At 58.7% G+C, this 25,935-nt stretch carries 26 protein-coding genes and 1 tRNA gene; 10 read left to right on the top strand and 17 right to left on the bottom strand.

Going from position 1 to position 25,935, the window contains the following annotated elements:
• Positions 1 to 3: 3 nt before the first annotated feature.
• Positions 4 to 948 (bottom strand): glycosyltransferase family 2 protein, encoded by a 945-nt coding sequence (locus HKK52_RS13160; RefSeq protein WP_169374239.1) that lies wholly within the window; start codon positions 946 to 948, stop codon positions 4 to 6.
• 302 nt (positions 949 to 1,250) lie between these two features.
• Between HKK52_RS13160 and HKK52_RS13165 the strand changes: the two genes are divergently transcribed.
• The 4 genes from HKK52_RS13165 (at position 1,251) to HKK52_RS13180 (ending at position 5,959) form a co-directional block, all read left to right on the top strand.
• Positions 1,251 to 1,442, top strand: a complete 192-nt coding sequence (locus HKK52_RS13165) for a YegP family protein (protein ID WP_007958030.1) — start codon at positions 1,251 to 1,253, stop codon at positions 1,440 to 1,442.
• A 108-nt stretch (positions 1,443 to 1,550) separates the two neighbouring features.
• A complete protein-coding gene (locus tag HKK52_RS13170; protein ID WP_169371175.1) occupies positions 1,551 to 2,246 on the top strand; it encodes a DUF1963 domain-containing protein in 696 nt (231 codons plus the stop codon).
• Positions 2,247 to 2,961: 715 nt separating this feature from the next.
• Complete coding sequence (gene mtlD / locus HKK52_RS13175; RefSeq protein ID WP_169371176.1) at positions 2,962 to 5,100, top strand: bifunctional mannitol-1-phosphate dehydrogenase/phosphatase; 2,139 nt, start codon at positions 2,962 to 2,964, stop codon at positions 5,098 to 5,100.
• A 298-nt stretch (positions 5,101 to 5,398) separates the two neighbouring features.
• Positions 5,399 to 5,959 (top strand): YSC84-related protein, encoded by a 561-nt coding sequence (locus HKK52_RS13180; RefSeq protein ID WP_169371177.1) that lies wholly within the window; start codon positions 5,399 to 5,401, stop codon positions 5,957 to 5,959.
• 143 nt (positions 5,960 to 6,102) lie between these two features.
• Here the strand turns inward: HKK52_RS13180 and HKK52_RS13185 are convergent, their stop codons facing one another.
• From HKK52_RS13185 to dapA, 6 genes are all read right to left on the bottom strand, one after another.
• The gene (locus tag HKK52_RS13185; RefSeq protein WP_169371178.1) at positions 6,103 to 6,444 is read right to left on the bottom strand and encodes a hypothetical protein; all 342 of its coding nucleotides are present in this window, start codon (positions 6,442 to 6,444) and stop codon (positions 6,103 to 6,105) included.
• Between the two features lie 384 nt (positions 6,445 to 6,828).
• Positions 6,829 to 6,918: transfer RNA gene (locus HKK52_RS13190), tRNA-Ser, on the bottom strand.
• 84 nt (positions 6,919 to 7,002) lie between these two features.
• The gene (purC, locus tag HKK52_RS13195) at positions 7,003 to 7,716 is read right to left on the bottom strand and encodes a phosphoribosylaminoimidazolesuccinocarboxamide synthase (RefSeq protein ID WP_008034929.1); all 714 of its coding nucleotides are present in this window, start codon (positions 7,714 to 7,716) and stop codon (positions 7,003 to 7,005) included.
• A 28-nt stretch (positions 7,717 to 7,744) separates the two neighbouring features.
• Positions 7,745 to 8,503: an MBL fold metallo-hydrolase gene (locus HKK52_RS13200; RefSeq protein ID WP_123406244.1), complete on the bottom strand. Its 759-nt coding sequence runs from the start codon at positions 8,501 to 8,503 to the stop codon at positions 7,745 to 7,747.
• 4 nt (positions 8,504 to 8,507) lie between these two features.
• Positions 8,508 to 9,623 (bottom strand): outer membrane protein assembly factor BamC, encoded by a 1,116-nt coding sequence (bamC, locus tag HKK52_RS13205; protein WP_169371179.1) that lies wholly within the window; start codon positions 9,621 to 9,623, stop codon positions 8,508 to 8,510.
• Positions 9,624 to 9,640: 17 nt separating this feature from the next.
• Positions 9,641 to 10,519 carry a 4-hydroxy-tetrahydrodipicolinate synthase gene (dapA, locus tag HKK52_RS13210; RefSeq protein WP_169371180.1) on the bottom strand — a complete coding sequence of 293 codons (879 nt, stop codon included), beginning with the start codon at positions 10,517 to 10,519 and terminating at the stop codon, positions 9,641 to 9,643.
• 328 nt (positions 10,520 to 10,847) lie between these two features.
• On the opposite strand from dapA, the gene HKK52_RS13215 reads away from it, so the two are divergent.
• Positions 10,848 to 11,408, top strand: a complete 561-nt coding sequence (locus HKK52_RS13215) for a glycine cleavage system protein R (protein WP_054046705.1) — start codon at positions 10,848 to 10,850, stop codon at positions 11,406 to 11,408.
• Positions 11,409 to 11,418: 10 nt separating this feature from the next.
• Entirely contained in the window at positions 11,419 to 11,892 is a 474-nt protein-coding gene (locus tag HKK52_RS13220; protein ID WP_163908935.1) for a peroxiredoxin, read from the top strand.
• A 134-nt stretch (positions 11,893 to 12,026) separates the two neighbouring features.
• Here HKK52_RS13220 and HKK52_RS13225 read toward each other — a convergent pair whose 3' ends face one another.
• Together HKK52_RS13225 and HKK52_RS13230 are read right to left on the bottom strand one after the other, a co-directional pair.
• Positions 12,027 to 13,097: an AI-2E family transporter gene (locus tag HKK52_RS13225; protein ID WP_169371181.1), complete on the bottom strand. Its 1,071-nt coding sequence runs from the start codon at positions 13,095 to 13,097 to the stop codon at positions 12,027 to 12,029.
• A gap of 31 nt (positions 13,098 to 13,128) precedes the next feature.
• A complete protein-coding gene (locus tag HKK52_RS13230; protein ID WP_169371182.1) occupies positions 13,129 to 13,368 on the bottom strand; it encodes a sulfurtransferase TusA family protein in 240 nt (79 codons plus the stop codon).
• 98 nt (positions 13,369 to 13,466) lie between these two features.
• Between HKK52_RS13230 and HKK52_RS13235 the strand changes: the two genes are divergently transcribed.
• A complete protein-coding gene (locus tag HKK52_RS13235) occupies positions 13,467 to 14,900 on the top strand; it encodes a M48 family metalloprotease (RefSeq protein WP_169371183.1) in 1,434 nt (477 codons plus the stop codon).
• 62 nt (positions 14,901 to 14,962) lie between these two features.
• Here the strand turns inward: HKK52_RS13235 and HKK52_RS13240 are convergent, their stop codons facing one another.
• From HKK52_RS13240 to rpoE, 4 genes are all read right to left on the bottom strand, one after another.
• Positions 14,963 to 16,387, bottom strand: a complete 1,425-nt coding sequence (locus HKK52_RS13240) for a DegQ family serine endoprotease (RefSeq protein WP_169371184.1) — start codon at positions 16,385 to 16,387, stop codon at positions 14,963 to 14,965.
• Positions 16,388 to 16,633: 246 nt separating this feature from the next.
• Entirely contained in the window at positions 16,634 to 17,593 is a 960-nt protein-coding gene (locus HKK52_RS13245; RefSeq protein WP_169371185.1) for a MucB/RseB C-terminal domain-containing protein, read from the bottom strand.
• An 8-nt stretch (positions 17,594 to 17,601) separates the two neighbouring features.
• Complete coding sequence (locus HKK52_RS13250; RefSeq protein ID WP_169371186.1) at positions 17,602 to 18,189, bottom strand: sigma-E factor negative regulatory protein; 588 nt, start codon at positions 18,187 to 18,189, stop codon at positions 17,602 to 17,604.
• Positions 18,190 to 18,219: 30 nt separating this feature from the next.
• Positions 18,220 to 18,801 carry an RNA polymerase sigma factor RpoE gene (gene rpoE, locus HKK52_RS13255; RefSeq protein WP_007944079.1) on the bottom strand — a complete coding sequence of 194 codons (582 nt, stop codon included), beginning with the start codon at positions 18,799 to 18,801 and terminating at the stop codon, positions 18,220 to 18,222.
• A gap of 560 nt (positions 18,802 to 19,361) precedes the next feature.
• Here rpoE and nadB point away from each other — a divergent pair.
• Positions 19,362 to 20,978 (top strand): L-aspartate oxidase, encoded by a 1,617-nt coding sequence (gene nadB / locus HKK52_RS13260; RefSeq protein ID WP_169371187.1) that lies wholly within the window; start codon positions 19,362 to 19,364, stop codon positions 20,976 to 20,978.
• Here nadB and HKK52_RS13265 read toward each other — a convergent pair.
• Entirely contained in the window at positions 20,947 to 21,399 is a 453-nt protein-coding gene (locus tag HKK52_RS13265) for a protein YgfX (protein WP_169371188.1), read from the bottom strand. The genes nadB and HKK52_RS13265 overlap by 32 nt on opposite strands.
• Positions 21,383 to 21,637, bottom strand: coding sequence for an FAD assembly factor SdhE (locus HKK52_RS13270; RefSeq protein WP_007944081.1), 255 nt, complete (start codon positions 21,635 to 21,637; stop codon positions 21,383 to 21,385). The genes HKK52_RS13265 and HKK52_RS13270 overlap by 17 nt, the downstream gene beginning before the upstream one ends.
• A 148-nt stretch (positions 21,638 to 21,785) precedes the next feature.
• Between HKK52_RS13270 and ygfZ the strand changes: the two genes are divergently transcribed.
• Positions 21,786 to 22,727: a CAF17-like 4Fe-4S cluster assembly/insertion protein YgfZ gene (gene ygfZ, locus HKK52_RS13275; protein ID WP_169371189.1), complete on the top strand. Its 942-nt coding sequence runs from the start codon at positions 21,786 to 21,788 to the stop codon at positions 22,725 to 22,727.
• A 36-nt stretch (positions 22,728 to 22,763) separates the two neighbouring features.
• A complete protein-coding gene (locus tag HKK52_RS13280; RefSeq protein ID WP_169371190.1) occupies positions 22,764 to 23,585 on the top strand; it encodes an HDOD domain-containing protein in 822 nt (273 codons plus the stop codon).
• A gap of 104 nt (positions 23,586 to 23,689) precedes the next feature.
• On the opposite strand, the gene HKK52_RS13285 is transcribed toward HKK52_RS13280, so the two are convergent.
• The gene (locus HKK52_RS13285) at positions 23,690 to 25,078 is read right to left on the bottom strand and encodes a sensor histidine kinase (protein WP_169371191.1); all 1,389 of its coding nucleotides are present in this window, start codon (positions 25,076 to 25,078) and stop codon (positions 23,690 to 23,692) included.
• Entirely contained in the window at positions 25,071 to 25,742 is a 672-nt protein-coding gene (locus HKK52_RS13290) for a response regulator (RefSeq protein WP_133837442.1), read from the bottom strand. Before HKK52_RS13290 ends, HKK52_RS13285 begins: the two co-directional genes overlap by 8 nt.
• Positions 25,743 to 25,935: the final 193 nt, after the last annotated feature.

A 25,935-nucleotide genomic window follows, 5' to 3' on the forward strand; every position in this document is an offset into this window, starting at 1 on the left:
GGTTCAGTCCTTGGCGTTATAGACGCGACGCACCAGATACACCGGCCGGCGTTTTGATTCGATGTAGGTGCGACCCAGGTACTCGCCGAGCACCCCGATGCCGATCAGTTGCAGCCCGCCGAGAAAGGTCACGGCCACCATCAGCGACGCGTAGCCCGGCAAATCGATGCCGGAAATCAACGTGCGCAAGATGATAAAAATGGCAAATGAGAAAGACACCACGGACACGAACAGCCCCAGATAGGTCCAGACCTTGAGCGGGTCGGTACTGAAACTGGTGATGCCTTCCAGCGCGAAATTCCACAGGCGCCAGCCGTTGAACTTGGTTTCACCCGCCACCCGCTCCGGGCGCTCGTAATCGACATGCGTGGTGCGAAACCCGACCCAGGCAAACAAGCCTTTCATGAAGCGCCGGGACTCCGGCAAGGTCTGCAAGGCATCGACCACACAGCGGTCCATCAGCCGGAAATCGCCGACATCTTTGGGCAGCGGTTGATCAGAGATTTTGTTGTGCAGGCGATAGAACCAGTTGGCCGAGGTTTTCTTGGCCCAGGAGTCGGTCTTGCGACTCACACGATGACCCAGTACCACTTCAAAGCCCAGTCGCCAAAGGGCAATCATCTGCAGGATCACTTCCGGCGGGTCCTGCAAATCGACATCGATCGGTACCACCACCTGGCCGGTGGCCGTCTGCAAGCCAGCGGTCAACGCCGCCTCCTTGCCGAAATTACGGCTCAGATCGACGATCCGCACCCGCGGGTCGGTCGTCTGGCGCTCCAGAAGCAAGTCCAGCGTGGCGTCGGTGCTGCCGTCATTGACGAACACCATCTCCAGATCCACCAGCGTCTCCTCCTTGAAGACGTCAGTAATCCGCGCGATGAACAAATCAATGGTCGCCGCTTCATTGAATACCGGGATGACGAGCGAAAGCTCCACATGCCCGGCCATTTGCGTTCCGTGCTGATGAGTCAATTGATTGCTCTTTTTTATAGTGTTTTATCAACAATTTTCGGCCACCGAGAGGTTTTCCGGCGCCATGAGCTGACCCGTATTAAGCAGGAGCAAGGGAGGTGATGCAAGGGCGAAACTGCGGCGGTTTTGGCCATTCTTTCAGAGCCCTTTCAGTTGTAGGAAAAGCCTTCAAATCATTGGAAACAAATGCCCGATGGCCAAAAAAACCAGCTCCGCTAGGCTTGCTGACATGCGGCACACAGGTTGTCGCAATTGACCCATCGCATGGAGCGAGCTGAATGTATTTTGAGATTTACAGGCAATCGAAAGGCACCCCGAGCACAGGGAAAGGGCAGTGGCGCTGGCGGCTACGGGCGGGGAATCATGAGACGGTTGCCAGTGGCGAGTCGTATGTGAACAAAGCGGATTGTTTGCATGTGATTGAGTTGATCAAGGGGGTGCAGGGGGAGACTCCGGTCAAGGAAATCTAAAAGATTGAGCCGGCTGCTCATGCTTGATGGGCAGCTCTTGGATCCCGCGCTCGACAATGCAGGCAAGACGTTATTGACTGCACCACCCTGACCAGGAGTTTGTTTTCAATGGAGATACAAGAAATCAGGCGACGCCTCGCGACACCTGCCATAAAGTTCGTCGCCGGCGGGTTCCGGCCTACGCTCAAGGATGAGGAAAGCTGGCTTGGCAAAGTATTCCTTTTCCGCCCGGATGAAACGGTCCCCAAAAACGATGCGGGCGAGGAACTGCAACCCTATGCTCAGTTTTTTCTTCCCAGCCTGCCGTTCTCCAGCCTGGCCCTGAAGGGGATTCGCGTACTGACAGTCTTTGTCTCTGATCCGTTTCCTGAACCCTTTGAACCAATGGGTAACAACTGGCTCATTCGCGAATACACCTTTGATGATGTGCTAGTACGCAAAGAACTGCCGGTAGCAAATGCCTACATCAAGCCCTTTGCGCTGAAGGCCGAATTGGTTGAAGAGGACTTTCCACTGTGGGACGGTGGCGGTGTTCCCAGAGACCTGGAGCTTGAAATACTCAAACTTGAGCGATCTGGACAAATCGAATCCTATTACGACCTGATCACTCACACCTACGAACACAAAATCGGCGGCTATCCCTCGTTCTGTCAATCCGGCATCGACCCCGGCGATGATTTTGAATTCGTGTTCCAGATTTCGTCCGATTCGAAGATCAATCTGAATGTCGTGGACAGCGGAAGCCTGATGTTCTGGAAGAACAAAATCAGCGGAACATGGGCCATCTACTACGATTTCTATTAGTCAAAAGATGCGGCGCCTTCGTCCACCCGTGAATGAACACAGGCACAAAATCCCTACCCCCAAAAAACCTCGTAACATTGCGCCATGAGGTTTTTTCACGGGTGCGTGCTGTTCACGTGTGCACGCCCGTGACACCCTTCACCCGCTCGACTTCCAACGATCCTCAGCCCCATCGCAACGCCAAACGCCCCCACCCCCAGCCTTGATCTAGGCGCTTCCCATGCTGTATACCTAAAAAGACCCTAAGCCACGCCGCAGGAAATCACAGCGTCTTATGCTCGGAATCACACGTATCGATCGCCTTGTCGGCCCACTTTCCGCATCCCTGATTGCGCACTGTGGGCCTCACGTCAAATGCTGCGCTAAAGCAGCCACAGGGCTTGCTCCTCGCCTCTTTGCACTCCTCGCTTTACACCGTCTTCGACCTCGTTTGTCGGACTGGTGCGCCCATCGGCGCCATTGCTCAGTCCCTCCGCCTGCCTGCTTCTGATCGTTAGCCACTGAACCGGCGCCCCTTCTCCCGTTTTTTCGCGGAGTTCGTGTTCGTCTGGCTTTTCTGTCTGAACCCATCACTTCCTGAGCGAGACATCGCCCGGTCGGCCTTCGCGCCTCGAACCGCGCCCGTCAGCTCCAGGACACCTCATTTTGCAGACGCAGCGCCCCTTTTCAGGCGGCTTTGCGTCGCGCCACCCCACGGTACAAGGAGTATCAATCAATGATTTTTTTCCAGGGAAAAAGAATATTCAGTGCCATCTTCGACATGGATGGCACCATGTTTGACACCGAACGCCTGCGCTTCAAAACCCTTAAGCAGGCTTCCAACGAGATCTTCGGCAAGCCGTTGAGCGAGGAAACCCTGATCGGCTCGCTGGGCCTGAGCGCCAAGAAGGCCGAGGCTCTGGCCAAAGCGCATAACGGTGAAGACTTCCCCTACGCCGAGATCCGCCAGCGCGCCGATGAGCTGGAGCTGGCGTATGTGCGTAATGAAGGTGTGCCGATCAAGGCCGGTTTGCTGGAGGTGCTGGAGCGCTTGCGCAAGTACGGCCTGACCATGGCGGTTGCGACCTCAAGCCGTCGGGCGATTGCCGAGGAATACCTGATCAACGCCAACGTGCTCAAGTACTTCGACATCACCGTGTGTGGCGACGAAGTCACCCAGGGCAAGCCCCATCCCGAGATCTTCCTGCGGGCAGCCAGCGCGCTCAATTGCGAGCCGGGCCACTGCTTCATGGTCGAAGATTCGGAAAACGGTTTGCTTTCGGCGATCCGGGCCGAGGGCCAGCCGATCCTGATCGAAGACATCAAGCCACCCGCGCCCGAGGTCAAGGCCGGTGCGCTCAAGGCTTACAGCAACATGCAGGAATTTCTCGGCGATCTGACCGAATGCATGCCCGACCTCGGCACGCCCGAACTGACCGAGACCTTCCCCCAGGCACTCAACCAGTTTCGCGTGGGCATCCACGGTTTCGGCGCCATGGGCGGCGGCTACCTGACGCAGATTTTCTCCCACTGGGACGGCTACACCCGGCCCTGTGAAATCATCGGTGCCACCCGTTCGCGCATGCTGCGTGAAACGGTCGACGCCTTCGGCCGGTTCAGCGTGCGTTACGGCGCCACGTCCTTCGACCAGACCATCGAAAACCTGCGGATGATCGACATGGACGACGCCGAAGCGGTGATCGATATGTACGACGTCGCAGAGATCGTCGGCCTGAGCCTGCCCGAGCCGGCCATCCGCAAACAGGCCGACGTCATCGCCAAGGGCTTGATCCGCCGTTACGAACGCCGTAGACGCGAGCTGACCATCCTGATCGTGCTGAATAAGGTCGGTGGCGCCGCTTTCGTGCGCCGCCACGTCGAAGCGCAGTTGCTGCTGCTGGTGTCCCCTGAGACCTGCGAGCAGATCCTCGACAAGACCCACTTTGCCGAAACCGTCGTCAGCCGCATCGTCTCGAAGATTTCCAACGAGGCCCTGCTCAGGCAACTGCGGATCAAATCGAAGATCTTCCAGAACAGCCTGAGCGACGAACCGAGCGCTCCCCAAGCACTGACGACCGCAAAGGCGCCCGAATATGAACGGCTGATCGGTCGCTTCCGGCCCTTCGCCCAGTCGAGTAACGCCCTGAGCCAGTTGCACCTGATTCTGTTCAACAGCGAACCGGACATGCCCTTGTACGTCGAGCGCGGCAGCAACCTGCTTGAACGGTTGCGCCAAGTGAAAACCGTGGAAGACATCACCCAGACCCAGGTCATCAAAAACCTCCTGTGGAATGGCCCCCACGCGATCATTGCCTGGTACGCCAGCCTGTTGGGCTATTCGTGGCTGGGCCAGGGCATGGGCGACCCGCGCGTCAGCGCATTGGCCGAACGCCTGATCCGCCAGGAAGTCGGCCCGGCCCTGGTAGCGGAAAACCCGCAAATGAGCGAAGCCGTCGCCGGTTTCGCCAAAACCTTCCTCGAACGCTGCAACACCTCCTTCAAGGACCCCTGCGCCCGCGTCGGCCGCGACCCGCTGCGCAAACTGCAACGCAACGAACGCATTCTGCGCAGCATCGACCTGGCCCGCAAACACGGCATCGACTCCTCCGGCCTGGAGTTCGGCACCGCGCTGGCCCTGCACTACGCCCTCCGTTCGACGGACGCAAAGGATCAGGAGAGCCAGTTGATGCGTACGCTTTACGACGAGAGCGGGAGTGTCGAGGCAATGTTGACGTATACGGGGAGCTATAACGGCAAGCCGTATCCGGGACTGGATCCGATCAAGGACGCGAGTTTGGTTGAAGGGATTGGTGGGCATTTCCAGCGATTGGTGAAGCCGGATTCCGCGCATTGGGGGTGGCCGGTACGCAATTAACGAGAACAGGACTCGCCGTAGCAACTGAAACCCAAAAGCCCCGCAGCTTATTCAACTACGGGGCTTTTGCCCCGACTTTGCCCTACACATCGCCACTACGAACCCAGCCCTTGCTCGGGGGTCATAACCAGTGACGGCATCGTGACGGAACAAAAGGCCCTGCGCCTGTTTATTCAAGAGCGAAGCTTGCGATTCACCCATTTTAGGGCGCGCCGGATAACGTTCAGTTGACTCGTTGCTGTTTGATGCAGGTGCGGGCTGCTGATCCCCTCCAATGCTCCCTTATCGGAGTACGGATATGACTCGGTCAATGCGGTTCTTCCTGTCAATCTTCCTCGCCACAGCCTCATTGGCGTCGGTAAGCATCCTGAACAATGTAAGTGCGGCCACTGCCGAGGATCTGAATACAGACTCTCGACAAGCGCTGCAAACGCTCTACAAAGCCACTCCTTTCGCAGAAACCATCGCGCACAATGCCAAGGCAATTCTGGTCTTCCCGAAGATCATCAAGGCGGGCCTGGTGTTCGGCGGTAGCTATGGCGAAGGCGTATTACTGAAGGGCAAGCAAGTACAGGGTTATTACAACTCCGTCACCGGCTCATGGGGGCTGCAAGCAGGAGCTCAGTCTTACGGCTACGCGGTTTTCCTGATGACCGACAAAGCGGTGAATTACGTCCGCGAGACCAAGGGCTGGGAAATCGGTGTAGGGCCAACCGTTGTTGTGGTTGATGAAGGGGTTGCGAAAAACTTGTCCAGCTCGACGCTGAAAGATGACGCATACGCATTCATCTTCGACCAACAGGGGTTAATGGCCGGGGTCAGTATTGAAGGAACAAAGATCTCGCTGATCAAGCGCTAAATTTGCCCGGAAAAACATCTTAGAAACGAAAAAGCCCCCGTAATCAGCAATTATTACGGGGGCTTCGTCTTGTCCAATAATGGCGCAGAGATTGGGATTGTCAGACTATGACCTTCAATCCCAGGGATGTTTAGGAATCGCAATCAATCTTCAAATGCGGGCTTAAGTAAGCTAACCGCCACCGCCATACGCGTTTCGAGCGATTTATTGTGGTGAGGTTGTCCCGATCTATCAATTTCGCACATGAATCGCTTTAGCTCTTCAATATTATCCAAGAAGACACTTTGAAATAAGTCGCCAGGAACGCCTAGTTCATGGCTAACGCTTTTGTATCCTCGAAAGCTTTGGGAGCCGTCATCACCTTCATTATAGTCTGCACCTGACTCGGACTTTAAACTTTGATAGAGCATAATAATTAAAAACCCGTGTTGCTCATGTACTTCAAGAGATTCAAACTCAGGGTTGTTTTTTTCATAGCAATCCAAGTTTCACGCATCGCGCTTGGATTCTTCGTCCTGCTTGACCGCAATAGATACCGATTTGGATAATTTTTTACTTACTCTGCCAACTATTAGTCGCTTCGTTATACGCCAGATTACAAACACCACAATAAATATTCCGCTAAATTCAAACACAGGAAACTCTCCTTTTTTCCAGCCAAGAAACCTGATCATTATTTTGAAATGAGCACCCCATCACAGCGTCACGAGTCGTAATGCTGGGAGTACTACGTCTCTCCATTGAGCCGAGAGCATCGCACTGCGCGGTTCAGGTACTCACTCAAACGCGCTAATACGAGCTAACAGGAGCTCTAATCAACGGACACAAAAAAACCCCGTAAGTCAGAAACTTACGGGGTTTTCAAATAATGGCGGAGAGATAGGGATTCGAACCCTAGGTACCGGTGAAGGTACAACGGATTTCGAATCCGTCCCATTCGGCCACTCTGGCATCTCTCCAACGGCGCGCATCATAACAACACTTTCGCAGGAAGCGAACCCCCCTAAGCAAATTTTTTCCGTGCTATCAGATGCTTGCGTCGATTAAAGCGGTACGCCCAGACGATTGGCGACTTCTTCGTAGGCTTCGATGACGTCACCGAGGCCCTGGCGGAAGCGGTCCTTGTCCATTTTCTTGCCGGTGGCCTTGTCCCACAGGCGGCAGCCGTCCGGGCTGAATTCGTCGCCCAGGACGATGGAGCCGTCGGAGAACACGCCGAATTCGAGTTTGAAGTCGACCAGCAGCAGACCAGCGTCATCGAACAGTTTGCTCAGGACTTCGTTGACCTTGAGCGACAGTTCTTTCATGCGAACCAGTTGCTCGGCGGTGCCCCAACCGAACGCCACGACGTGGGATTCGTTGATGAACGGGTCGCCCTTGGCGTCGTCCTTCAGGAACAGCTCGAAGGTGTAAGGGTTGAGCTTCATGCCCTCTTCAACGCCCAGACGCTTGACCAGGCTGCCCGCGGCGTAGTTACGCACGACGCACTCGACCGGGATCATGTCGAGTTTTTTCACCAGGCATTCGTTGTCGCCCAGCAGTTTGTCGAATTGAGTCGGCACGCCGGCTGCTTCGAGTTTCTGCATGATGAAGGCGTTGAACTTGTTGTTCACCATGCCCTTACGGTCGAGCTGTTCGATGCGCTTGCCGTCGAACGCCGAGGTGTCGTTGCGAAACAGCAGGATCAAGCGGTCAGCGTCGTCGGTCTTGAAAACCGATTTGGCTTTGCCGCGGTAGAGTTCTTCACGTTTTTCCATGATGGGCTCCGCTTGCTAAGTAGGTGGGCTAGGCGATGTGTCGCCAGTCGAGCCCTGAATCTTGATCGGCCAGTTGCAGCCAGTCCGGGTCGCACCCGAGGGTGTCGACAAAACATTGCCGGGCCAGCTGCGGCAGGTTGTTCTTGCTGCTCAGATGGGCCAGGACCAGGTGTTGCAGGCCTTGCCAGCCCAACTCGGACACCAGGAATGCCGCCTGGTGGTTGTTCAAATGTCCCAGTTCACCGCCCACCCGCTGCTTCAGGAAGTAGGGGTAGTGACCGCGAGCCAGCATGTCACGGCAATGGTTGGACTCGATCATCAACGCATCGAGGTCCCGATAGCCGTCCAGCACCTTGTTGCAATACGAGCCCAGGTCGGTCAGCAGGCCGAAGCGTCGCTCACCGTCATTGAATACGTATTGCGTCGGCTCTTGTGCATCGTGGGCCACGGCAATGACTTCGATGTTCAGGGCGCCGATTTGCAATTGCTCGCCGCCAGCCAGGAAGCCCGCGGGTTCGATCGGTTTGCGCATCCCGCGCAGGGTGCCGCGACTGAGGTAGACAGGCAGATTGTAGCGCCGAGACAGCAAACCCACGCCATGCACGTGGTCGGCATGTTCGTGGGTCACGAGTATCGCGCTCAACTGCGCCGGGTTTACACCCAGGCGCAGCAGGCGTTTTTCGGTTTCCCGCAGGGAGAAACCACAATCCACCAGCACATACGTGTCAGCGCTGGCTATCAGCGTGCCATTCCCTTGGCTACCGCTGCCGAGAACGGCAAAACGCATGTGATCAGCCCAGGTTGTCCTGAATCACGCTCAACACTTTGCGCGCCACTTCTGCCGGCGCCACGGTGTTGATGTTTTTCTCGACGGTGACCTGGACGTTCTCGCCAACCTTGCTCAGGCGAACCTGATAACGCTCGGCACGGGCTTCAACTTCTTCCTTGGTCGGCGCACTGCCGAACAGGCTGCTGAAGAAGCCAGGCTTCTCGTCTTTCTTCTCGGCTTTTTCCGACAGGTTGATGTAGTACAGGCCCAGGCTGCGGTTGATGTCTTCAACGCGCCACTCGCCCTGTTCCAGCGCGCGACCGACGCTCGACCAGGCACGATCCAGGTCCGGACCGACGTTCAGGATCGGGTTGCCGCTGCCGTCTTCGCTCAGGCTGACACGACTTGGCTTATCGGAGTCCTGGGAAGCCAGCATCGAGACCGAACCGCCCTTCTCGGCCGTGCGGCTCATGCTTGCGAGCATGTCGTCGACCAGTGCAGCGTCGAGGCCAGTGTTGACCGAACGGTTGGTGAAGTCGACGTCGGCGGTACTGCCGGCCGGGCGCTGGGCGCTGACCACGTAGATTTCACTGGTGTTGCGCTGCACGCCTGGCTCGATGCGGACCCGCACGCGGGTTTCGCTGTCCGCACTGACGCCGGCCGCGCTCAGGCGCTTGGCCATGGCCGCGGACAGTTCGTCGGAATGCTGCCAGGTGGTGGTGAATTCGCCGGTTTGCGGGCGTTGTTCGTCCAGGCGGAAACCGTTGTCCTGGAAGAATTGCACGGCCACAGGCCAGGCTTCGGCCGGTGGGTGTTGACCCATGACCCAGCTCGAGTCACCGCTTTTCTGCAGGGTGTAGTCGCTGGCGTCAGCAACGGCCGACAGCGGCTGCGGACGTGGCACGATGTATTCGCCCTTGGCGGTGTCGTCGGCCACGTTACGCGGGATCGGCAACAGCGGATCCAGACGTTTGGCGGTCTGGACATCCGGTGGCAGTTGCATTGGTGCAGTCTGTTGCGCTTCCAGGTAATCGCTACCACGGTCACGGAAGTAACCTTCCGGGCCCCAGATCCATCCGCAGCCACTGGTGCTGGAGATAATCAAGGCAAGTGCGGAAAGTCCGGCCAATCGCTTCATGCGTAGTACTTCCTCAATTAAACCAGGACGCCGGACTGGCGCATGGCCTGCCGCAGCGGTTCGTGACAGGCAGCGCTGAGCCAGGTGAGCGGCAGACGGATACCGTCCGGCATCAAGCCCATTTCATGCAGTGCCCATTTCACGGGGATAGGGTTGGATTCGATAAACAGGGTCTTGTTGAGCGGCATCAGCTTTTCGTGGATGGCCCGAGCAGTCACGGCGTCGCCCTTGAGCGCGGCGTTGCACAGGTCGGCCATGTCACGCGGGGCGACGTTGGCGGTCACCGAGATGTTGCCTTTGCCGCCCAGCAGGATCAGCTCGACAGCCGTGGCGTCGTCACCGGAGATCACCAGGAAGTCTTTGCTGACACCGTCGATGATCGCTTTGGCACGACCCAGGTCGCCGGTGGCTTCCTTGATACCGATGATGTTTTTCACGGTCGACAGGCGGATCACGGTCTCGGCCTGCATGTCGCACGCGGTGCGGCCAGGCACGTTATATAGGATCTGCGGGATATCGACGGCTTCGGCGATGGCCTTGAAGTGCTGGTACAGGCCTTCCTGGGTCGGCTTGTTGTAATAAGGTGTGACCAGCAGGCAGGCGTCGGCGCCGGCGCTCTTGGCGTTGGTGGTCAGCTCGATGGCTTCGCGTGTCGAGTTCGCACCGGTACCGGCGATGACCGGGATGCGCCCTGCAACCTGCTTGACCACGTAACGAATCACTTCGATGTGTTCGTTCACGTCTAGCGTGGCCGATTCACCTGTAGTGCCGACCGCCACGATCGCGTGGGTGCCGTTTTGCAGGTGAAAGTCCACCAGTTTGCTCAGGCTGTCCCAGTCGAGACGACCTTGTGCATCCATGGGTGTGACCAGTGCCACCATACTGCCCGCAATCATGCAACCGCTCCTGCCGGAAAAAGAGAGCCGTAATGGTACTGGCGCCAAGATGCTTGTACAAGCGAAGTACTGCGCTGCTGCCATTCCCCTTGGCGCCGCTTTTCGCTACCCTTCAGACTTTGATCGGTACTGATAAGCTCTTACGCCGGGTTCCAGCCTCCATTTTCGGCATCACAAGCCCCGATCCAGCGTTGCCACCCCTCGCTCCCGCCACTGCGGAGCACGTTGCAACCTTCGGCTCGGGTTTTCTGAATTCGTCTGCGCAGGGTCGCCCCCGGTAAAAAAAGCCCGTAGAAGTATCGACCGCTCATCGCTTTAGGAATGCTGCATGTCCACCCCCACAGTTCGCGAACAATTCCTTGTCATCAGTGCCCTCGGCGCCAACCCCATGGAGCTGACTAACGTCCTGTGCCGCGCCAGCCATGAAAACCGCTGCGCCGTGGTCACTTCTCGCCTGACCCGTCATGGCGAGTGCAGTGCCCTGATCCTCGAGATCTCCGGCAGCTGGGACGCCCTGGCCCGCCTGGAAGGCAGCCTGCCGATCCTCGCCAAGAAGCACGCCTTCACGGTCAACGTGGTGCGCAGCGCGGCTTTAGAGAACCGTCCACAGGCCCTGCCTTACGTCGCCTATGTCAGCTCGGCCTACCGCTCGGACATCATCAACGAGTTGTGCCAGTTCTTCATGGACCACAACGTCGAGCTGGAAAACCTGACCTGCGACACGTATCAGGCGCCACAAACCGGCGGCACCATGCTTAACGCCACGTTTACCGTGACGCTGCCGGCCGGCGTGCAAATCAGCTGGCTGCGCGATCAGTTCCTGGATTTCGCCGACGCGCTGAACCTGGACGCCCTGATCGAACCGTGGCGCCCACAAAACCCAATGTAAGGAAGCTTTAATGGCCGTTGCTATCGACCAACCGGTTACCGACTTCGAAGCACCCGCCACCAGCGGGCAGACCGTCAGCCTCGCCAGCCTCAAAGGCAAGCAAGTGGTGATTTACTTCTATCCGAAGGACAGCACCCCGGGCTGCACGACCCAGGGCCAGGGTTTTCGCGATCAGCTGGAGGCCTTTAAAGCCGCCAACACCGAAGTTTTCGGCGTGTCCCGCGACAGCCTGAAATCCCACGAGAACTTCAAGGCCAAGCAGGCATTCACCTTCGAGCTGATCAGCGACAAGGAAGAAGCGCTGTGCCAACTTTTCGATGTGATCAAGCTGAAAAAGCTCTATGGCAAGGAATACATGGGCGTTGATCGCAGCACGTTCCTGATCGACAAGGATGGTGTGCTGCGTCAGGAATGGCGCGGTGTGAAGGTGCCGGGGCATGTGGATGCGGTTCTGGCTGCCGCTCAGGCCCTGAATAAGGCCTGATTTTATTGGCGCCTGTTCCGGCGCCTTCGCGGGCAAGCCTCGCTCCTACAGGGTTTGCGCCGTTCGCCAGATCGGGAACGACGCAAGTCTGTAGGAGCGAGGCTTGCCCGCGAAGAGGTCCTCAAGATTGAAATCTAAAGCAACGGCGCCACCACCGGTTCCTTGCGCGGCCACGCATCAAGCACAGCCTTGAACAGCGTCGCCAGGGGAATCGCAAAGAACACCCCCCAGAAGCCCCACAAACCGCCAAACAACAATACCGCGCAGATGATTGCCACCGGGTGCAGGTTGACCGCCTCCGAGAACAGCAGCGGCACCAGCACGTTGCCGTCCAGGGTCTGAATGATCCCGTAGACCGCCATCAGGTAGATGAACTGATCACTCCAGCCCCACTGGAACAACGCAATCAGCATGACCGGCACGGTGACCACTACGGCGCCGACATAAGGCACCACCACCGAAACGCCCACCAGCAACGCCAACAGCGCCGCATAGTTGAGTCCCAGAACGACGAAACCGATGTAGGTCACGCCACCGCAAATGAAAATTTCGATGACCTTGCCGCGAATGTAATTGGCAATCTGCCGGTTCATCTCATGGGCAACGCGGGTAATCAGCGCCCGTTCACGCGGCAGGTAGCCGCGAACCCATTGCCCGATCATTTCCCGATCCTTCAGGAAGAAGAACACCAGGATCGGCACCAGCACCAGGTAGATCATGATGTTGACCAGCAGCGGCAGGCTCGACAACGAGAAGGTCAGCGCCCACTGGCCAAACTTGCCAATCTCGCCCCGGGCCACTTCGATGGCTTGCAGCACCTGCTCGTCGGATACCAGATGCGGGTAGCGTTCAGGTAGCAGCAACAGCAGCGACTGCCACTTGGCGAGCATGCCGGGCAGTTCGTTGAACAACGTGATCAATTGATGCCAGAGCAACGGCACGACGACCACGATGAACACCAGCAACAGGCCCATGAACAACGCGAAGACCAGCCCCACCGCCGCGCCACCGGGCACGCGCAAACGCTCAAGGGTGACGACCAGCCCTTGCATCAGATACGCCAGCACCATCCCGGCCAGCACCGGCGCAAGCATGCCGCCCAAAGTGAGCACGGCGGTGAAGCCCAGGATCAGCAGGACCGCCAGTACCACGGCTTCTTCATCGGAGAAGTAGCGCTGAATCCAGTCGCGTAACACTTTGAACATCAATAATCCTTAGTAACGAACGCAGCCGGTTTCAGGCCTTTTTCAACCAATAGCGGTACACGCCCGCCTCATCTTCTTCACGCAGCAGCGTATGACCGGCCAACCGGGCAAAGGTGCGGAAGTCGCGCTGGGAGCCCGCGTCCGTAGCAATCACCTTGAGGACCGCGCCGCTGGCCATCCGATTGAGCTCCAGCTTGGCCTTGAGCAATGGCAACGGACAATTCAGGCCACTGGCGTCCAGCTCAACGTCATGGGCTACCGCGTCAATCATTGCATCACTCCGGGTCAGGTGGTTGAGCGGCCTAGAATATCTGGTCCGAAGCCCGGTGTCCGGCTACAGTAAGGTCTTTGTCGACTAAGGCTTTGTGCATGACTTTTTTGCGCCCTACCCTGCTGACGCTCGCTTGCCTGCTCGCCTCACCAGGCTTCGCCGACGACCTGCCGTCACTCGGTGATGCCAGTTCTGCCATTGTCTCGCCGCAACAGGAATACCAGTTGGGCCGCGCGTGGCTGGCGATGTTGCGCAGCCAGGTCTCGCAGCTCAATGACCCGCAGCTCAAGGATTATGTCGAATCCAGCGTCTATAAGCTGGTGGAAACCAGCCAGGTCACTGACCGGCGCCTGGAGTTCATCCTGATCAACAGCCCGCAGCTCAACGCCTTTGCCGCGCCCGGCGGGATCATCGGGGTCAACGGCGGTTTGTTCCTCAATGCCCAGACCGAGGGCGAATACGCGTCGGTACTGGCCCACGAATTGGCTCACTTGTCGCAACGCCACTTCGCCCGTGGCGTGGAAGCCTCGCAGCGCATGCAAGTGCCGATGATGGCGGCGTTGCTGGCCGGGATCGTGATTGCCGCCGCCGGCGCCGGTGACGCCGGGATCGCGACCATTGCCGGCACACAGGCAGCCGCCATTCAGGAACAACGCCGTTTCTCGCGCCAGAACGAGCAGGAAGCCGACCGGATCGGCATCCTCAATCTGGAAAAAGCCGGCTACGATCCGCGCTCGATGCCGAACATGTTCGAGCGCTTGATGCGTCAGTATCGCTTTGACGCCAAGCCACCAGAATTCCTGCTGACTCACCCGGTCACCGAATCGCGAATCGCCGACACCCGCAACCGTGCCGAACAGGCCAAAGCGGGCGGCATCGAAGACAGCAAGCGCTACCAGCTGATTCGCGCGCGGGTGCAGTTGGTATACGAAGAAACTCCAGGCCTGGGCGCCAAACGCTTTCGCGCGCAGCTCGATGAAAACCCGAAAAACGATGTCGCTCGCTACGGCCTGGCCATCGCCCAGATCAAGGGCGGCCAGTTGAATGAAGCCCGGGAAAATCTCAAGCAATTGCTGGCCACGGCGCCAAACGAGATTATCTACAACCTGGCCCAGGTCGATCTGGACATCACCAACAATCGCCTGCCGGACGCGCAGTCCCGGGTCGACCGCTTGCTGACCCAGTTTCCGGGCAACTACCCACTGAATCAGGTGCGAGTCGACCTGCTGCTCAAACAGAACCGTACCGCCGATGCGGAAAAGGCCCTGGAAAACCTGCTCAAGGCTCGCCCGGACGATCCGGATGTCTGGTACATGGTGGCGGAGACTCGCGGCCTGTCGGGCAACATCATTGGACTGCATCAGGCTCGCGCCGAATACTTCGCGCTGGTCGGCGATTACCGACAGGCCATTCAGCAACTGGACTTTGCCAAGCGCAAGGCGGGCGGCAACTTCCCGTTGTCATCGCGCATCGATGCCCGGCAACGGGAGCTAATGGAACAGGAGCGGATGATCAAGGACATGATGGGCTAAAAGCTTCAGGCATAAAAAAACCGCCTCTTTCGAGGCGGTTTTTTATTCAGCCAACAACCGGTTTATTCAGCCAGTTTAAAGGTGATGAAGCTGGCACGACCTTGACGCAAGACCCGCATCGACACCGAACGGTTCTTCGGCAGCGCCTTGGCAATCTCGGTGAACTCCTTGGTGGAGCCAATCGCCTGATTGTTCAGATGCGTAATGACATCGCCAGGCTGCAAGCCAATCAGCGAAGCAGGACCGTCCTCGACGTCCTTGATCACCACACCGCCCTTGAGGTCGTAGGTTTTCTTCTGCTCATCGGTCAGCTCGGTCACAGAAACGCCCAAGCGGTTGCTGCTGCTCTCGACACCGGATTTCGCCAGACCATCCAGCTCTTTACCTTCGTCCGGGATGGTGCCGACGGTCAGCTCGACATTCTTGCGCTTGCCCTCGCGGACAACTTCAAGATTGGCCTTGGCACCCGCCTTCAGCGCGCCGACCAGATGCGGCAGGTCAGCAGACATGATGATCGGTTGACCGTTCATGCTCAGGATCACGTCGCCTACTTGCAGGCCACCCTTGGCAGCCGGGCCGTCATCCTGGATCTGTGCGACCAGCGCACCGGCCGGTTTCTCCAGGCCAAACGACTCGGCCAGATCCTTGTTCACTTCCTGGATCACCACACCCAGCCAGCCACGGCTGACTTTGCCGCCGCTTTTCAGCTGATTGGAAACGTCCATCGCGACGTCGATCGGGATGGCGAACGACACGCCCATGAAGCCGCCGGAGCGGGTGTAGATCTGTGAGTTGATCCCGACCACTTCACCGTTCAGGTTGAACAGCGGACCACCGGAGTTGCCCGGATTGATCGGCACGTCGGTCTGGATGAACGGCACATAGTTTTCGTTCGGCAGACTGCGACCGATAGCACTGACGATGCCTTGGGTCACGGTGTGGTCAAAGCCGAACGGCGAACCGATGGCGACAACCCACTGGCCGGCCTTCAGGTCCTGGGATTTGCCGAGTTTCAGCACCGGCAGATCCTTGCCTTCGATTTTCAGCAGTGCCACGTCGGAACGCGGGTCGGTGCCGATCAGCTTGGCTTTCAGCTCACTGCGGTCGGCCAGGCGGACGAGAATTTCGTCGGCGTCGGCGATAACGTGGTTGTTGGTCAGGATGTAGCCGTCAGGCGAGATAAGGAAGCCCGAACCCAGGGACGTGGCTTCGCGCTGACGATCACCACGCGGCGAACGCTGTTGCGGCATGCCCCGTTCGAAGAACTCGCGCAGCGCTGGCGGCAAGCCTTCAAGGTCCGGCATCTGGCCGGATACTTTGCGATCCGGCAGTTTTTGCGTGGTACTGATGTTCACCACCGCGGGCGAAGCTTGTTCGACCAGTTGCGTAAAGTCAGGCAATTCGGCCGCTTGGGCAGAGACCGCCTGGCCGAGCACGAGCACGGTGGCAAAAATGGAAAGATAAGACTTCAAGCGTGGTATCGACATACGGCTCCCGTTACGACGAGCATGGTTAAGCGATATGGAGCAAGGAACACCGGGAACCATACGCCGGTATTTTTGTTCCGGGAACAACAAACAAGGCCAGAGCCGAGAGGCTCTGACCTATAGAAAAATTCAGGGGTATTTGCAACTTGAAATGCTCACCAAACATTTCGACATCTCAATGGCGTGATGGGCATTGCTGACCTCTCGCACTATCAAATCGTCGATCCATGAGCATTTCGGTTCAGCTCACTGTTTGGCCGTTGTGGCGTCGGAGCGCATGGACAGCGCAATCCGTTCGGCGGTGCCGATGGGAATTTCACCGACCACGGTCACCATCATCTCGCCTTGAGGTGTGGTCAAGCGTCGGGAAACCGCAACGGTTGGACCGAGCTGGGTACGCGTATCGGTCACCGTAGCGCCGTTAAGCGGTTCCAGGAACACTGAAAAACGGGCCAGGCCATCGTCGTACATCAGGCTGCTGACTTGAGTTTTGGTCTCGGGGTCTTTGCGCGAGGAACTACTGCTGAGTTCAAAACCTGGCGGCAACCAGTCAGAATGCCAGACCTCGGCAGTTTTAAGCGCCGTAGCCTTGTCAGGCTCGATGGTTAGCGGTTTGCAATCTGAACCTGCCTGCAGATCGCTGTCTGACGGAACATCGGCAGTATCCAGTTGCGTGAACTGGAAGCGCTCAAGCAACTGACCCTTGTCATTGAGCAGCAACGACTTGAGGGGCAGGCCGGTTTCCTTGTCCAGGTGTAACTCGAAACCGTAACGATGCTGATCGCGCGGCCTCAGTGAAACAATCACCGCCGCGCGCCCAGCCACACGCGACTTGCCGATGACGGCAAGGTCGTACCAATTCTTGAGCTTTTGTGGATCGAGTGCACGAGCGGCAGAGTTGGGAGTGTCCCCCAGCCCTGCTATCAGGGTGCCGCTGACGCATTGAGTATGCCCATCAATGCGCACGACTTCCTGTGCCGAGCCGTCGAGCTGGAGTAAACGCTCGCGGACCTTGCCATCCTGGACGCGGTGCCAGATGTTATGGGTAGAAAAACTACCGTTACGCTCGTAAACAAAAGTACCGTGAAAGCTTTGCGTTTGCTCGGCCTGACCCAGACGTGTCAACCAGTTCTGGGCTTCATCGGCGTGGGCTGGAACAACAAACCAGCCACTGAGCAGAAGCGAAAGTAGAGGTATGGCGCGCATGATCCTCCTTAGCGGTTTTCCAGGCTTGCTGCACGAGCGTAAGGCAGAGCGCTCTCAGTTCCTTTCAGTGCAGCCTGTTGAGCATGTTGGCGCAAGTAGCTTGGCAGACGCTGATCGTGCCAGCCCGGCTGACCTTGCAATACGCCGTTGGCCATAGGGCCAGTGGCTTCCGAACTCTCACTATAGCCTGCCAATACAGCCGGACCCTTGACCTGTGGAGTGGCCAGAGTGGACTGCGTGGATTGCTGAGCCAGTTCGACCCCGGCAATTTCGTCCTGGTTGTACAGACGAACACCCGCCAATACGGCAACGGTCACCGAAGCAGCGACGGCCAGACGACCCAGGCTGCGCCATGGACCGCGAGATGCCTTGGCCGGGACGGCTTCGTCTTCCAGCGCAGCAGAGACTGCCGCAGCGATGTCCAGACGTGGAAGCAGCAGATCCTTATGCATGACTGCCCGAGCGATCTGGTAACGAGCCCAGGTTTCGCGGGTTTCAACATCGTCAAAGGCATTAAGCACCCGACGCAATTCCAGCTCATCCGCTTCGTTATCCATCACTGCGGACAGCGATTCCTGCAGGGCTTCACGACTCATGGCGTTCCTCTCTTGGCTGTCGCCGCTGTCTCAGTTTTCCTGCAACAACGGCTGCAGGGCTTTATCAATGGCTTCCCGAGCCCGGAAAATCCGGGAGCGCACGGTACCCACCGGGCATTGCATGACTGCCGCAATGTCCTCGTAACTCAGACCATCGAATTCACGTAAAGTTAAGGCCGTACGCAAATCTTCTGGAAGTTGCTGGATGGTTCGATGGACGGTGCCTTCGATCTCATCCCGCAGCAATGCGCGTTCTGGCGACTCGAGATCCTTGAGGCCATGATCGCCGTCGTAGAACTCTGCGTCTTCGGAACTGACATCACTATCCGGCGGCCGACGGCCGCGTGAAACCAGATAGTTTTTCGCCGTGTTGATGGCGATGCGGTAAAGCCACGTGTAAAACGCGCTGTCTCCGCGGAAATTACCAAGTGCACGGTACGCCTTGATAAAGGCTTCCTGTGCGACATCCTGGGCTTCATGGGTGTCGTGCACGAAACGCACGATCAACCCGAGAATTTTGTGCTGGTATTTCAGCACTAGCAGATCGAAAGCTCGCTTGTCGCCGCGTTGAACGCGCTCAACCAGCTGCTGATCCTCTTCCTGGGTTAGCATGAACACTCCTCGATAAGCTCGAAGGAGGCTTGCATAACTAAACGACCAGACTTGCAAACATAGACTCGGGCTTTTCGCAAAAGTTCTCCCCCTCCAAGCAAGTTTCCTGCGGGCTCTCTGATTTGGCACGCACGAAAAGCGCAGCTCGGGACAACCCGGCTGCGCGAATAATCTTGTCATCGGTTCGCCGGCGAGGACCAAACCGCAGGTCCCGCACTGAAGCCGACACTGTCCCTTGATTCAGGCAACCCGCTATTGATCTTGGGCCCTTGGCAAAAGTTCCAAATATTTATAGCCGGGTGCAACCGACATTGTGCAACCGTGAAGCGAAAAAGAGTGTTAAATCCTCGATACAGTCGTCTTGTCGCCGAACCCGCGAAAAAAACATCCGACGAAGCGTCCAGTCTTTTCTGTCACTGTAGTTTCACAATGCCATGGTGGCCCGGCTATTGTGCCGATCCCCCCCTCTATATACTAGTGGGCTGTGTGGCTGCCTGACTCGCCGATCCCAGGTGTCTTGCGCCAACCCCGACCCGGGTCGCTTTGAGCGGAATCCTGAAATGAGCCAACAGTTTCAACACGATGTTCTGGTCATTGGCAGCGGCGCTGCCGGTTTGAGCCTTGCGCTGACCTTGCCCGGTCACCTGCGCATCGCCGTATTGAGCAAAGGCGACCTCGCCAACGGCTCGACATTCTGGGCCCAGGGCGGTGTCGCTGCCGTCCTGGATGACACCGACACCGTTGAATCCCACGTCGATGACACGCTCAATGCCGGCGGTGGCCTGTGCCATGAAGATGCCGTGCGTTTTACCGTCGAGCACAGCAAGGAAGCCATCCAATGGCTGATCGACCAGGGCGTTCCCTTTACTCGCGATGAACAGTCCGGCACCGAAGACGGCGGTTTCGAATTCCACCTGACCCGTGAAGGCGGCCACAGTCATCGGCGCATCATCCACGCCGCCGATGCCACCGGTGCGGCGATCTTCAGGACGCTGCTCGATCAGGCGAAAAAACGCCCTAACATCGAATTGCTGGAACAGCGGGTCGCGGTCGACCTGATTACCGAAAAGCGCCTGGGCCTGGAGGGCGACCGCTGCCTCGGCGCCTACGTGCTCAATCGCGCCAGCGGCGAAGTCGACACCTACGGCGCCCGCTTCGTGATCCTTGCGTCCGGCGGCGCGGCCAAGGTCTACCTCTATACCAGCAACCCTGACGGCGCCTGCGGTGACGGCATCGCCATGGCCTGGCGTTCCGGCTGCCGGGTGGCGAATCTGGAGTTCAACCAGTTTCACCCCACTTGCCTGTATCACCCGCAAGCCAAGAGCTTCCTTATCACCGAAGCCCTGCGCGGCGAAGGTGCACACCTGAAGCTGCCTAATGGCGACCGCTTCATGCAGCGCTTCGACCCACGGGCCGAACTCGCGCCACGGGACATCGTCGCCCGGGCCATCGACCATGAAATGAAGCGCCTGGGCGTCGACTGCGTCTATCTGGACATCAGCCACAAGCCCGAAGCGTTCATCAAGACGCACTTCCCGACGGTCTACGAACGTTGCCTCGAATTCTCCATCGACATCACCAAGCAACCGATCCCGGTGGTGCCGGCGGCTCACTACACCTGTGGCGGCGTGATGGTCGATCAGCAGGGCCGCACCGATGTGCCGGGCCTGTACGCCATCGGCGAAACCAGCTTCACCGGCCTGCATGGCGCCAACCGCATGGCCAGCAACTCGTTGCTGGAATGTTTCGTCTATGCGCGTTCGGCTGCGGCGGACATCCTTGAGCAGTTGCCGCAGGTGTCGATCCCCATCGCCTTGCCCGTCTGGGATGCCAGCCAGGTGACCGACTCCGATGAAGACGTGATCATTGCGCATAACTGGGATGAACTGCGGCGATTCATGTGGGACTACGTCGGGATCGTGCGCACCAACAAGCGCCTGCAACGGGCCCAGCACCGGGTGCGCCTGTTGCTGGACGAAATCGACGAGTTCTACAGCAACTATAAGGTCAGCCGGGATTTGATCGAACTTCGCAACCTGGCCCAGGTGGCCGAGTTGATGATTCGGTCAGCGATGGAGCGCAAGGAAAGTCGCGGCCTGCATTACACCCTCGACTATCCGAACCTGCTGCCGGTGGCGCTGGACACTATTCTGGTGCCGCCCACCTACGTCGACTGAACCTCAGCCGGACCCGCAGGCGTCGGTGCACATCCGCCGCCTGCGAATCCCGGGGCACGCAGATCGCCCTGACCCGCCGCTCGCCCCGCAGGCGAAACCGCAGCACCACGACCAACGGTAGCGCCAGGCTGTCCGGCCGCAGCTGCACCGATTGCCAACCTCGCGCCTGACTCCATACCTGCCAGCCATCGGCATCGTGACGCAAGCCGCGAAACGCCTGCGGATGGGTCAACAGAATCTGTCGCGGCAACGCCCAAAAGCCATGAACCGCGCACAGCACAACGCCGAGCACGCAAACCCAGGCAGGTATAGAAAGAAGAAACAACGAACCCAGCGCGAACAGCTGGGCCAGAACATACGCCGCCAGCAACTGCCCAGAGGCATGCCAGCGGCAGTCGAACGCATTACTTGGGCTGGACACGATCCAGGATCATGCGAACCATGCGCTGAAGCTCCGGATCTTCTGATTCGGCGCGTTCCATGAACCAGCCGAACATGTCCTGATCTTCGCATTCGAGCAGCTTGCGGTAGCAATCGCGGTCGACATCGTTGAGGTGCGGGTAGACCTCCTTCACGAACGGCACCAGCAACACGTCAAGTTCAAGCATGCCGCGACGGCTGTGCCAGTAGAGGCGATTCAGTTCAACATCTTCGACCATGGAGCGCTCCTCAAATAGGCGGCAAGTATACAGCCCAACGCCGGAGCGAACAGTCGGCTTTGGTCGGACCTCCCGAGCTTTTGTGAACTACCCATTTCATGGGCGCCCCCTTATGATGTCTCTCAGACTCTTTACCCTGCGATGACCCATGGCCGATTCTGCTTTTTTCTGCACCCTGTCACACGAAGGCGTTCTCGCGGTCCGCGGCGCGGATGCCGGTAAATTCCTGCAGGGCCAACTGACCTGCAACCTCAATTACCTGAGCGATACCCAGGCCAGCCTCGGCGCCCGCTGCACCCAGAAAGGCCGGATGCAGTCGAGCTTCCGCATTCTGCTGCAAGGCGATGGCGTGCTCCTGGCCATGGCCACCGAGCTGCTGGAACCGCAACTGGCGGACCTGAAAAAATACGCAGTGTTCTCCAAATCCAAACTAACTGACGAAAGCGCCGCCTGGGTACGCTTCGGCCTCGATCATGGCGATGCGGCACTGCGCAGCCTCGGTCTTGAGTTGCCGGCCGACACCGACAGCGTTGTGCGCAACGACGGGCTGATCGCCATTCGTGTATCGCCTGAGCGCGCCGAACTGTGGGTCGCCGCCGATCAAGCCGATGCCATCAAGGGCAAGCTGTCCGCCCTGCTGGCCGAAGGCGAGTTGAATCAATGGCTGCTGGGCCAGATCCGCGCAGGGATCGGCCAGGTCATGCCGAGCACCCGCGAGCTGTTCATCCCGCAGATGCTCAACCTGCAAGCCGTGGGTGGCGTGAGTTTCAAGAAAGGCTGCTACACCGGCCAGGAAATCGTCGCGCGCATGCAGTACCTGGGCAAACTCAAGCGTCGCTTGTATCGCCTGACACTGGATGGCAATGAATTGCCTGAGCCCGGCACGCAACTGTTTGCCCCGAGCCACAGTAGCGCCATCGGCGAAGTGGTGATGGCTGCACGCGGCGAACTAAACATTGAACTCCTGGCGGTGCTGCAAGCCGAAGCTGCAGAGTCGGGGGATATCCATCTGGCAGCGCTCGAAGGCCCTGCCCTGCACCTGCTCGACCTGCCCTACGCGCTGGATCGCGATAAAGAAATCCAGCGTTAAGCGCAGTATTTTCATGCAAGACCCTAGAGAACAGAAATGAGTGAGCTGGCGGATAAGGTCCAACAGGATTTGGTTGAGGCCATCGATAACGATGACCTGGTTCTGCCAACATTACCGGAAGTGGCCCTGCAGATTCGCAAGGCTGCTGAAGATCCGGAAATCAGCGTTAGCACCCTGAGTAAAGTGATCGGCCGCGATACCGCGTTATCGGCGCGCCTGATCAAAGTGGTCAACAGTCCGTTGCTGCGGGCGACCCAGGAAGTCACCGACCTGCACACCGCCATTACCCGGCTGGGCGTGAATTACAGCAGCAACCTGGCCATCGGGCTGGTGATGGAGCAGATTTTCCATGCCAGCTCCGAGGTGGTAGAGCAGAAAATGCGTGATGTCTGGCGCAAAAGCCTGGAAATCGCCGGGGTCAGTTATGCCCTGTGCCGCAGCTACACCCAACTCAAACCCGATCAGGCAGCACTGGGCGGTTTGGTGCATCAGATTGGTGTACTGCCGATCCTGACGTATGCCGAAGATCACTATGAGCTGCTCTCGGACCCGGTCAGCCTCAATCATGTGATCGACCGCATTCATCCGCTGCTGGGCGACAAATTGCTCAGCGTCTGGGAGTTTCCGGAGATGCTGGTGAAGTTGCCGGGGCAGTATCTGGACTTCAAGCGTGAGTCCGTAAAGGTTGATTATGTCGATCTGGTGCAAGTCGCCAGTCTGTATTGCCACAAGGGCACCGACCACCCGCTGGCGCGCATCGATGCATTCAATGTGCCGGCGTTCAAGAAGCTGGGGATCGATCCAGAGAACGAGGCGATGTGCCGGGAGCTGGAAGAGTCGCGGTCGATGTTTTATTAGCCGAGACCGAGTCGCGCCCTTCGCGGGCAAGCCTCGCTCCTACAGATGCAACGTGCCCCCTGTAGGAGCGAGGCTTGCCCGCGAAGAGGACAGCACAAACACCCTCACTCCCCCGCAATAAAACTCACCCGAACCTTCAACCCCGCCTTCTCGCCATCGTGAAGGCTGATCTGTGCCAGATGCGCACGACAAATCTCCCCCACAATCGCCAAGCCCAACCCTGAACCTGCGACCTGCTGGTTACGCCGATAAAAGCGTTCGAACACCCGATCGCGCTCTTCCAGGGGAATGCCCGGCCCATCGTCCTCGACCTCCAGCACCGCCGGCGCCGTCACCCGCAGAATCACATTGCCGCCCGGCGGTGTGTGGGCCAGGGCGTTATCCACCAAATTGCTCAGCAATTCATTCAACAACGTCGGTTCGCCCCGCAGCCATACCGGCTCGTCGGCTTCCAGCGCCAGTGCCACGCCGCGAGCGTGGGCCAATGGCGCCATGGCCATGCCCAGTTCCCGAGCCAACTGGCTCAAGTCCAGCAACTGTGCGCCGCCCTCGGCAATCGCCCGCGCGCCATTTTCGACCCGCGCCAGGGACAGCAACTGGTTAGCCAGATGGGTCAGGCGATCCGTGCCCTGGGCGGCAGTCTCCAACGTACTGCGCCAGGTTTCCGGTTCGCTGGCGCGCAAGCCCAGTTCAAGACGCGCCTTGAGCGCCGCCAACGGCGTGCGTAATTCATGGGCGGCATCGGCGATAAATTGCGCCTGACGCTCGAACTGCCCGCGCAGACGCTCGGTAAAGTGATTGAGCGCCCGCACCAATGGCCACAGTTCATGCTGCACTTCTACCAACGGCAAGGGACGCAGGTCGTCGGACTGGCGCTCTTCCACCGCCGTGCGCAAACGTTCCAGCGGACGCAGCGCCGCACTCACCGCAAACCACACCAGCAACAACGCGCCAATCGCCAACATCCCCAGGCGCAGCAGCGTATCCGCCGCCAGACTGCGCGCCATGCTGACCCGCGCCTCGTCGGTTTCTGCGACACGGATTTCCGCCATGCCGTTCATGTTCGGCTCGCTCACCGGCTTGAGCAGGCTCACCACGCGTACGTTCTGCCCGCGATAGACCGCGTTGTAGAAACGCGCCAGCGCCGGATAGTCATCGGTGCGCGGCGTACCCGGCGGCGGTGGCGGCAGGTTTTCGTAGCCGGAGATCAGGTTCTGGTGGATGTCGTTGACCAGATAAAAGATTCGCCCGGCGCTGTCGTAGGCAAAGGTATCAAGCGCCACATAAGGCACGTCGGCGCTGAGGGTGCCATCGCGCTGGGAAACCCCGGCGGCGATGGTCCGCGCCGAGGCCAGCAAGGTCCGGTCATACGCCGTGTCGGCGGCTTCACGACCGTTCCAGTACGCACTTAAACCACTGGCCAACATCAACACCACCAGCAACAACGCCAGGTTCCACAACAACCGCCAGCGCAGGCTGCTCGGCTTATGCATCGCGGCTTTCCAGCAAATAGCCGAGGCCACGGAAGGTCACGATCGCCACCGGTTGCCCGTCGAGTTTCTTGCGCAAACGGTGGACGTAGATTTCGATGGCGTCGGGGCTGGCTTCTTCGTCGAGGCCGAACACTTGGGACGCCAGTTGCTCCTTGCTCATCACCCGACCGGGACGCGCGATCAGCGCTTCGAGCACCGCCTGCTCGCGTGAGGTCAGGGTGAGCAATTCTTCGCCGAGGGTGAAGCGTCGGGTGTCGAGGTCATAGGCCAGCACGCCGCAGCGCTGCTGCCGTTCGCCGCCGAGCACGCTGCGGCGCAGCAAGGCTTTGACCCGGGCTTCAAGTTCGGTCAGTTCGAAAGGCTTGGCCAGGTAATCATCAGCGCCCAGGTTCAGGCCGTGGACCCGGTCCTTGACGTCGCTGCGGGCGGTCAGCATCAACACCGGCAGGTTCTTGCCCCGGGCCCGCAGACGCGCCAGCACTTCGAAACCATCCATCCGTGGCAGGCCGACATCGAGGATCGCCATGGCGTATTCCTCGCTGCTCAAGGCCAGGTCGGCTGCCACGCCGTCGTGCAAAACATCCACGGTCAGACCCGTGCTCTTGAGCGCCTGGGCGACACTGTCGGCGAGCTGCAGGTGGTCTTCGACGAGCAGGACACGCATGGCTTTTTACCTCATTCAGGGATGGTCGACGCCATTCTTTGCCGCGGAGTTTACAGCCGCATCCGCCGCTGTGAAGCCCGAAAACCGTGAAAGTCAGCTGAAAGGTTAGCGAAAGGTTGGCCGGTTAGAGTCCAGCCACGGACAGTTTTAACTGCCGTCGCTAATGCCTCTAGCGAATACGAAAAACGCCTCG

Origin of the sequence: Pseudomonas sp. ADAK2, assembly GCF_012935755.1 — a bacterium.
Classification (GTDB): Bacteria; Pseudomonadota; Gammaproteobacteria; order Pseudomonadales; family Pseudomonadaceae; genus Aquipseudomonas.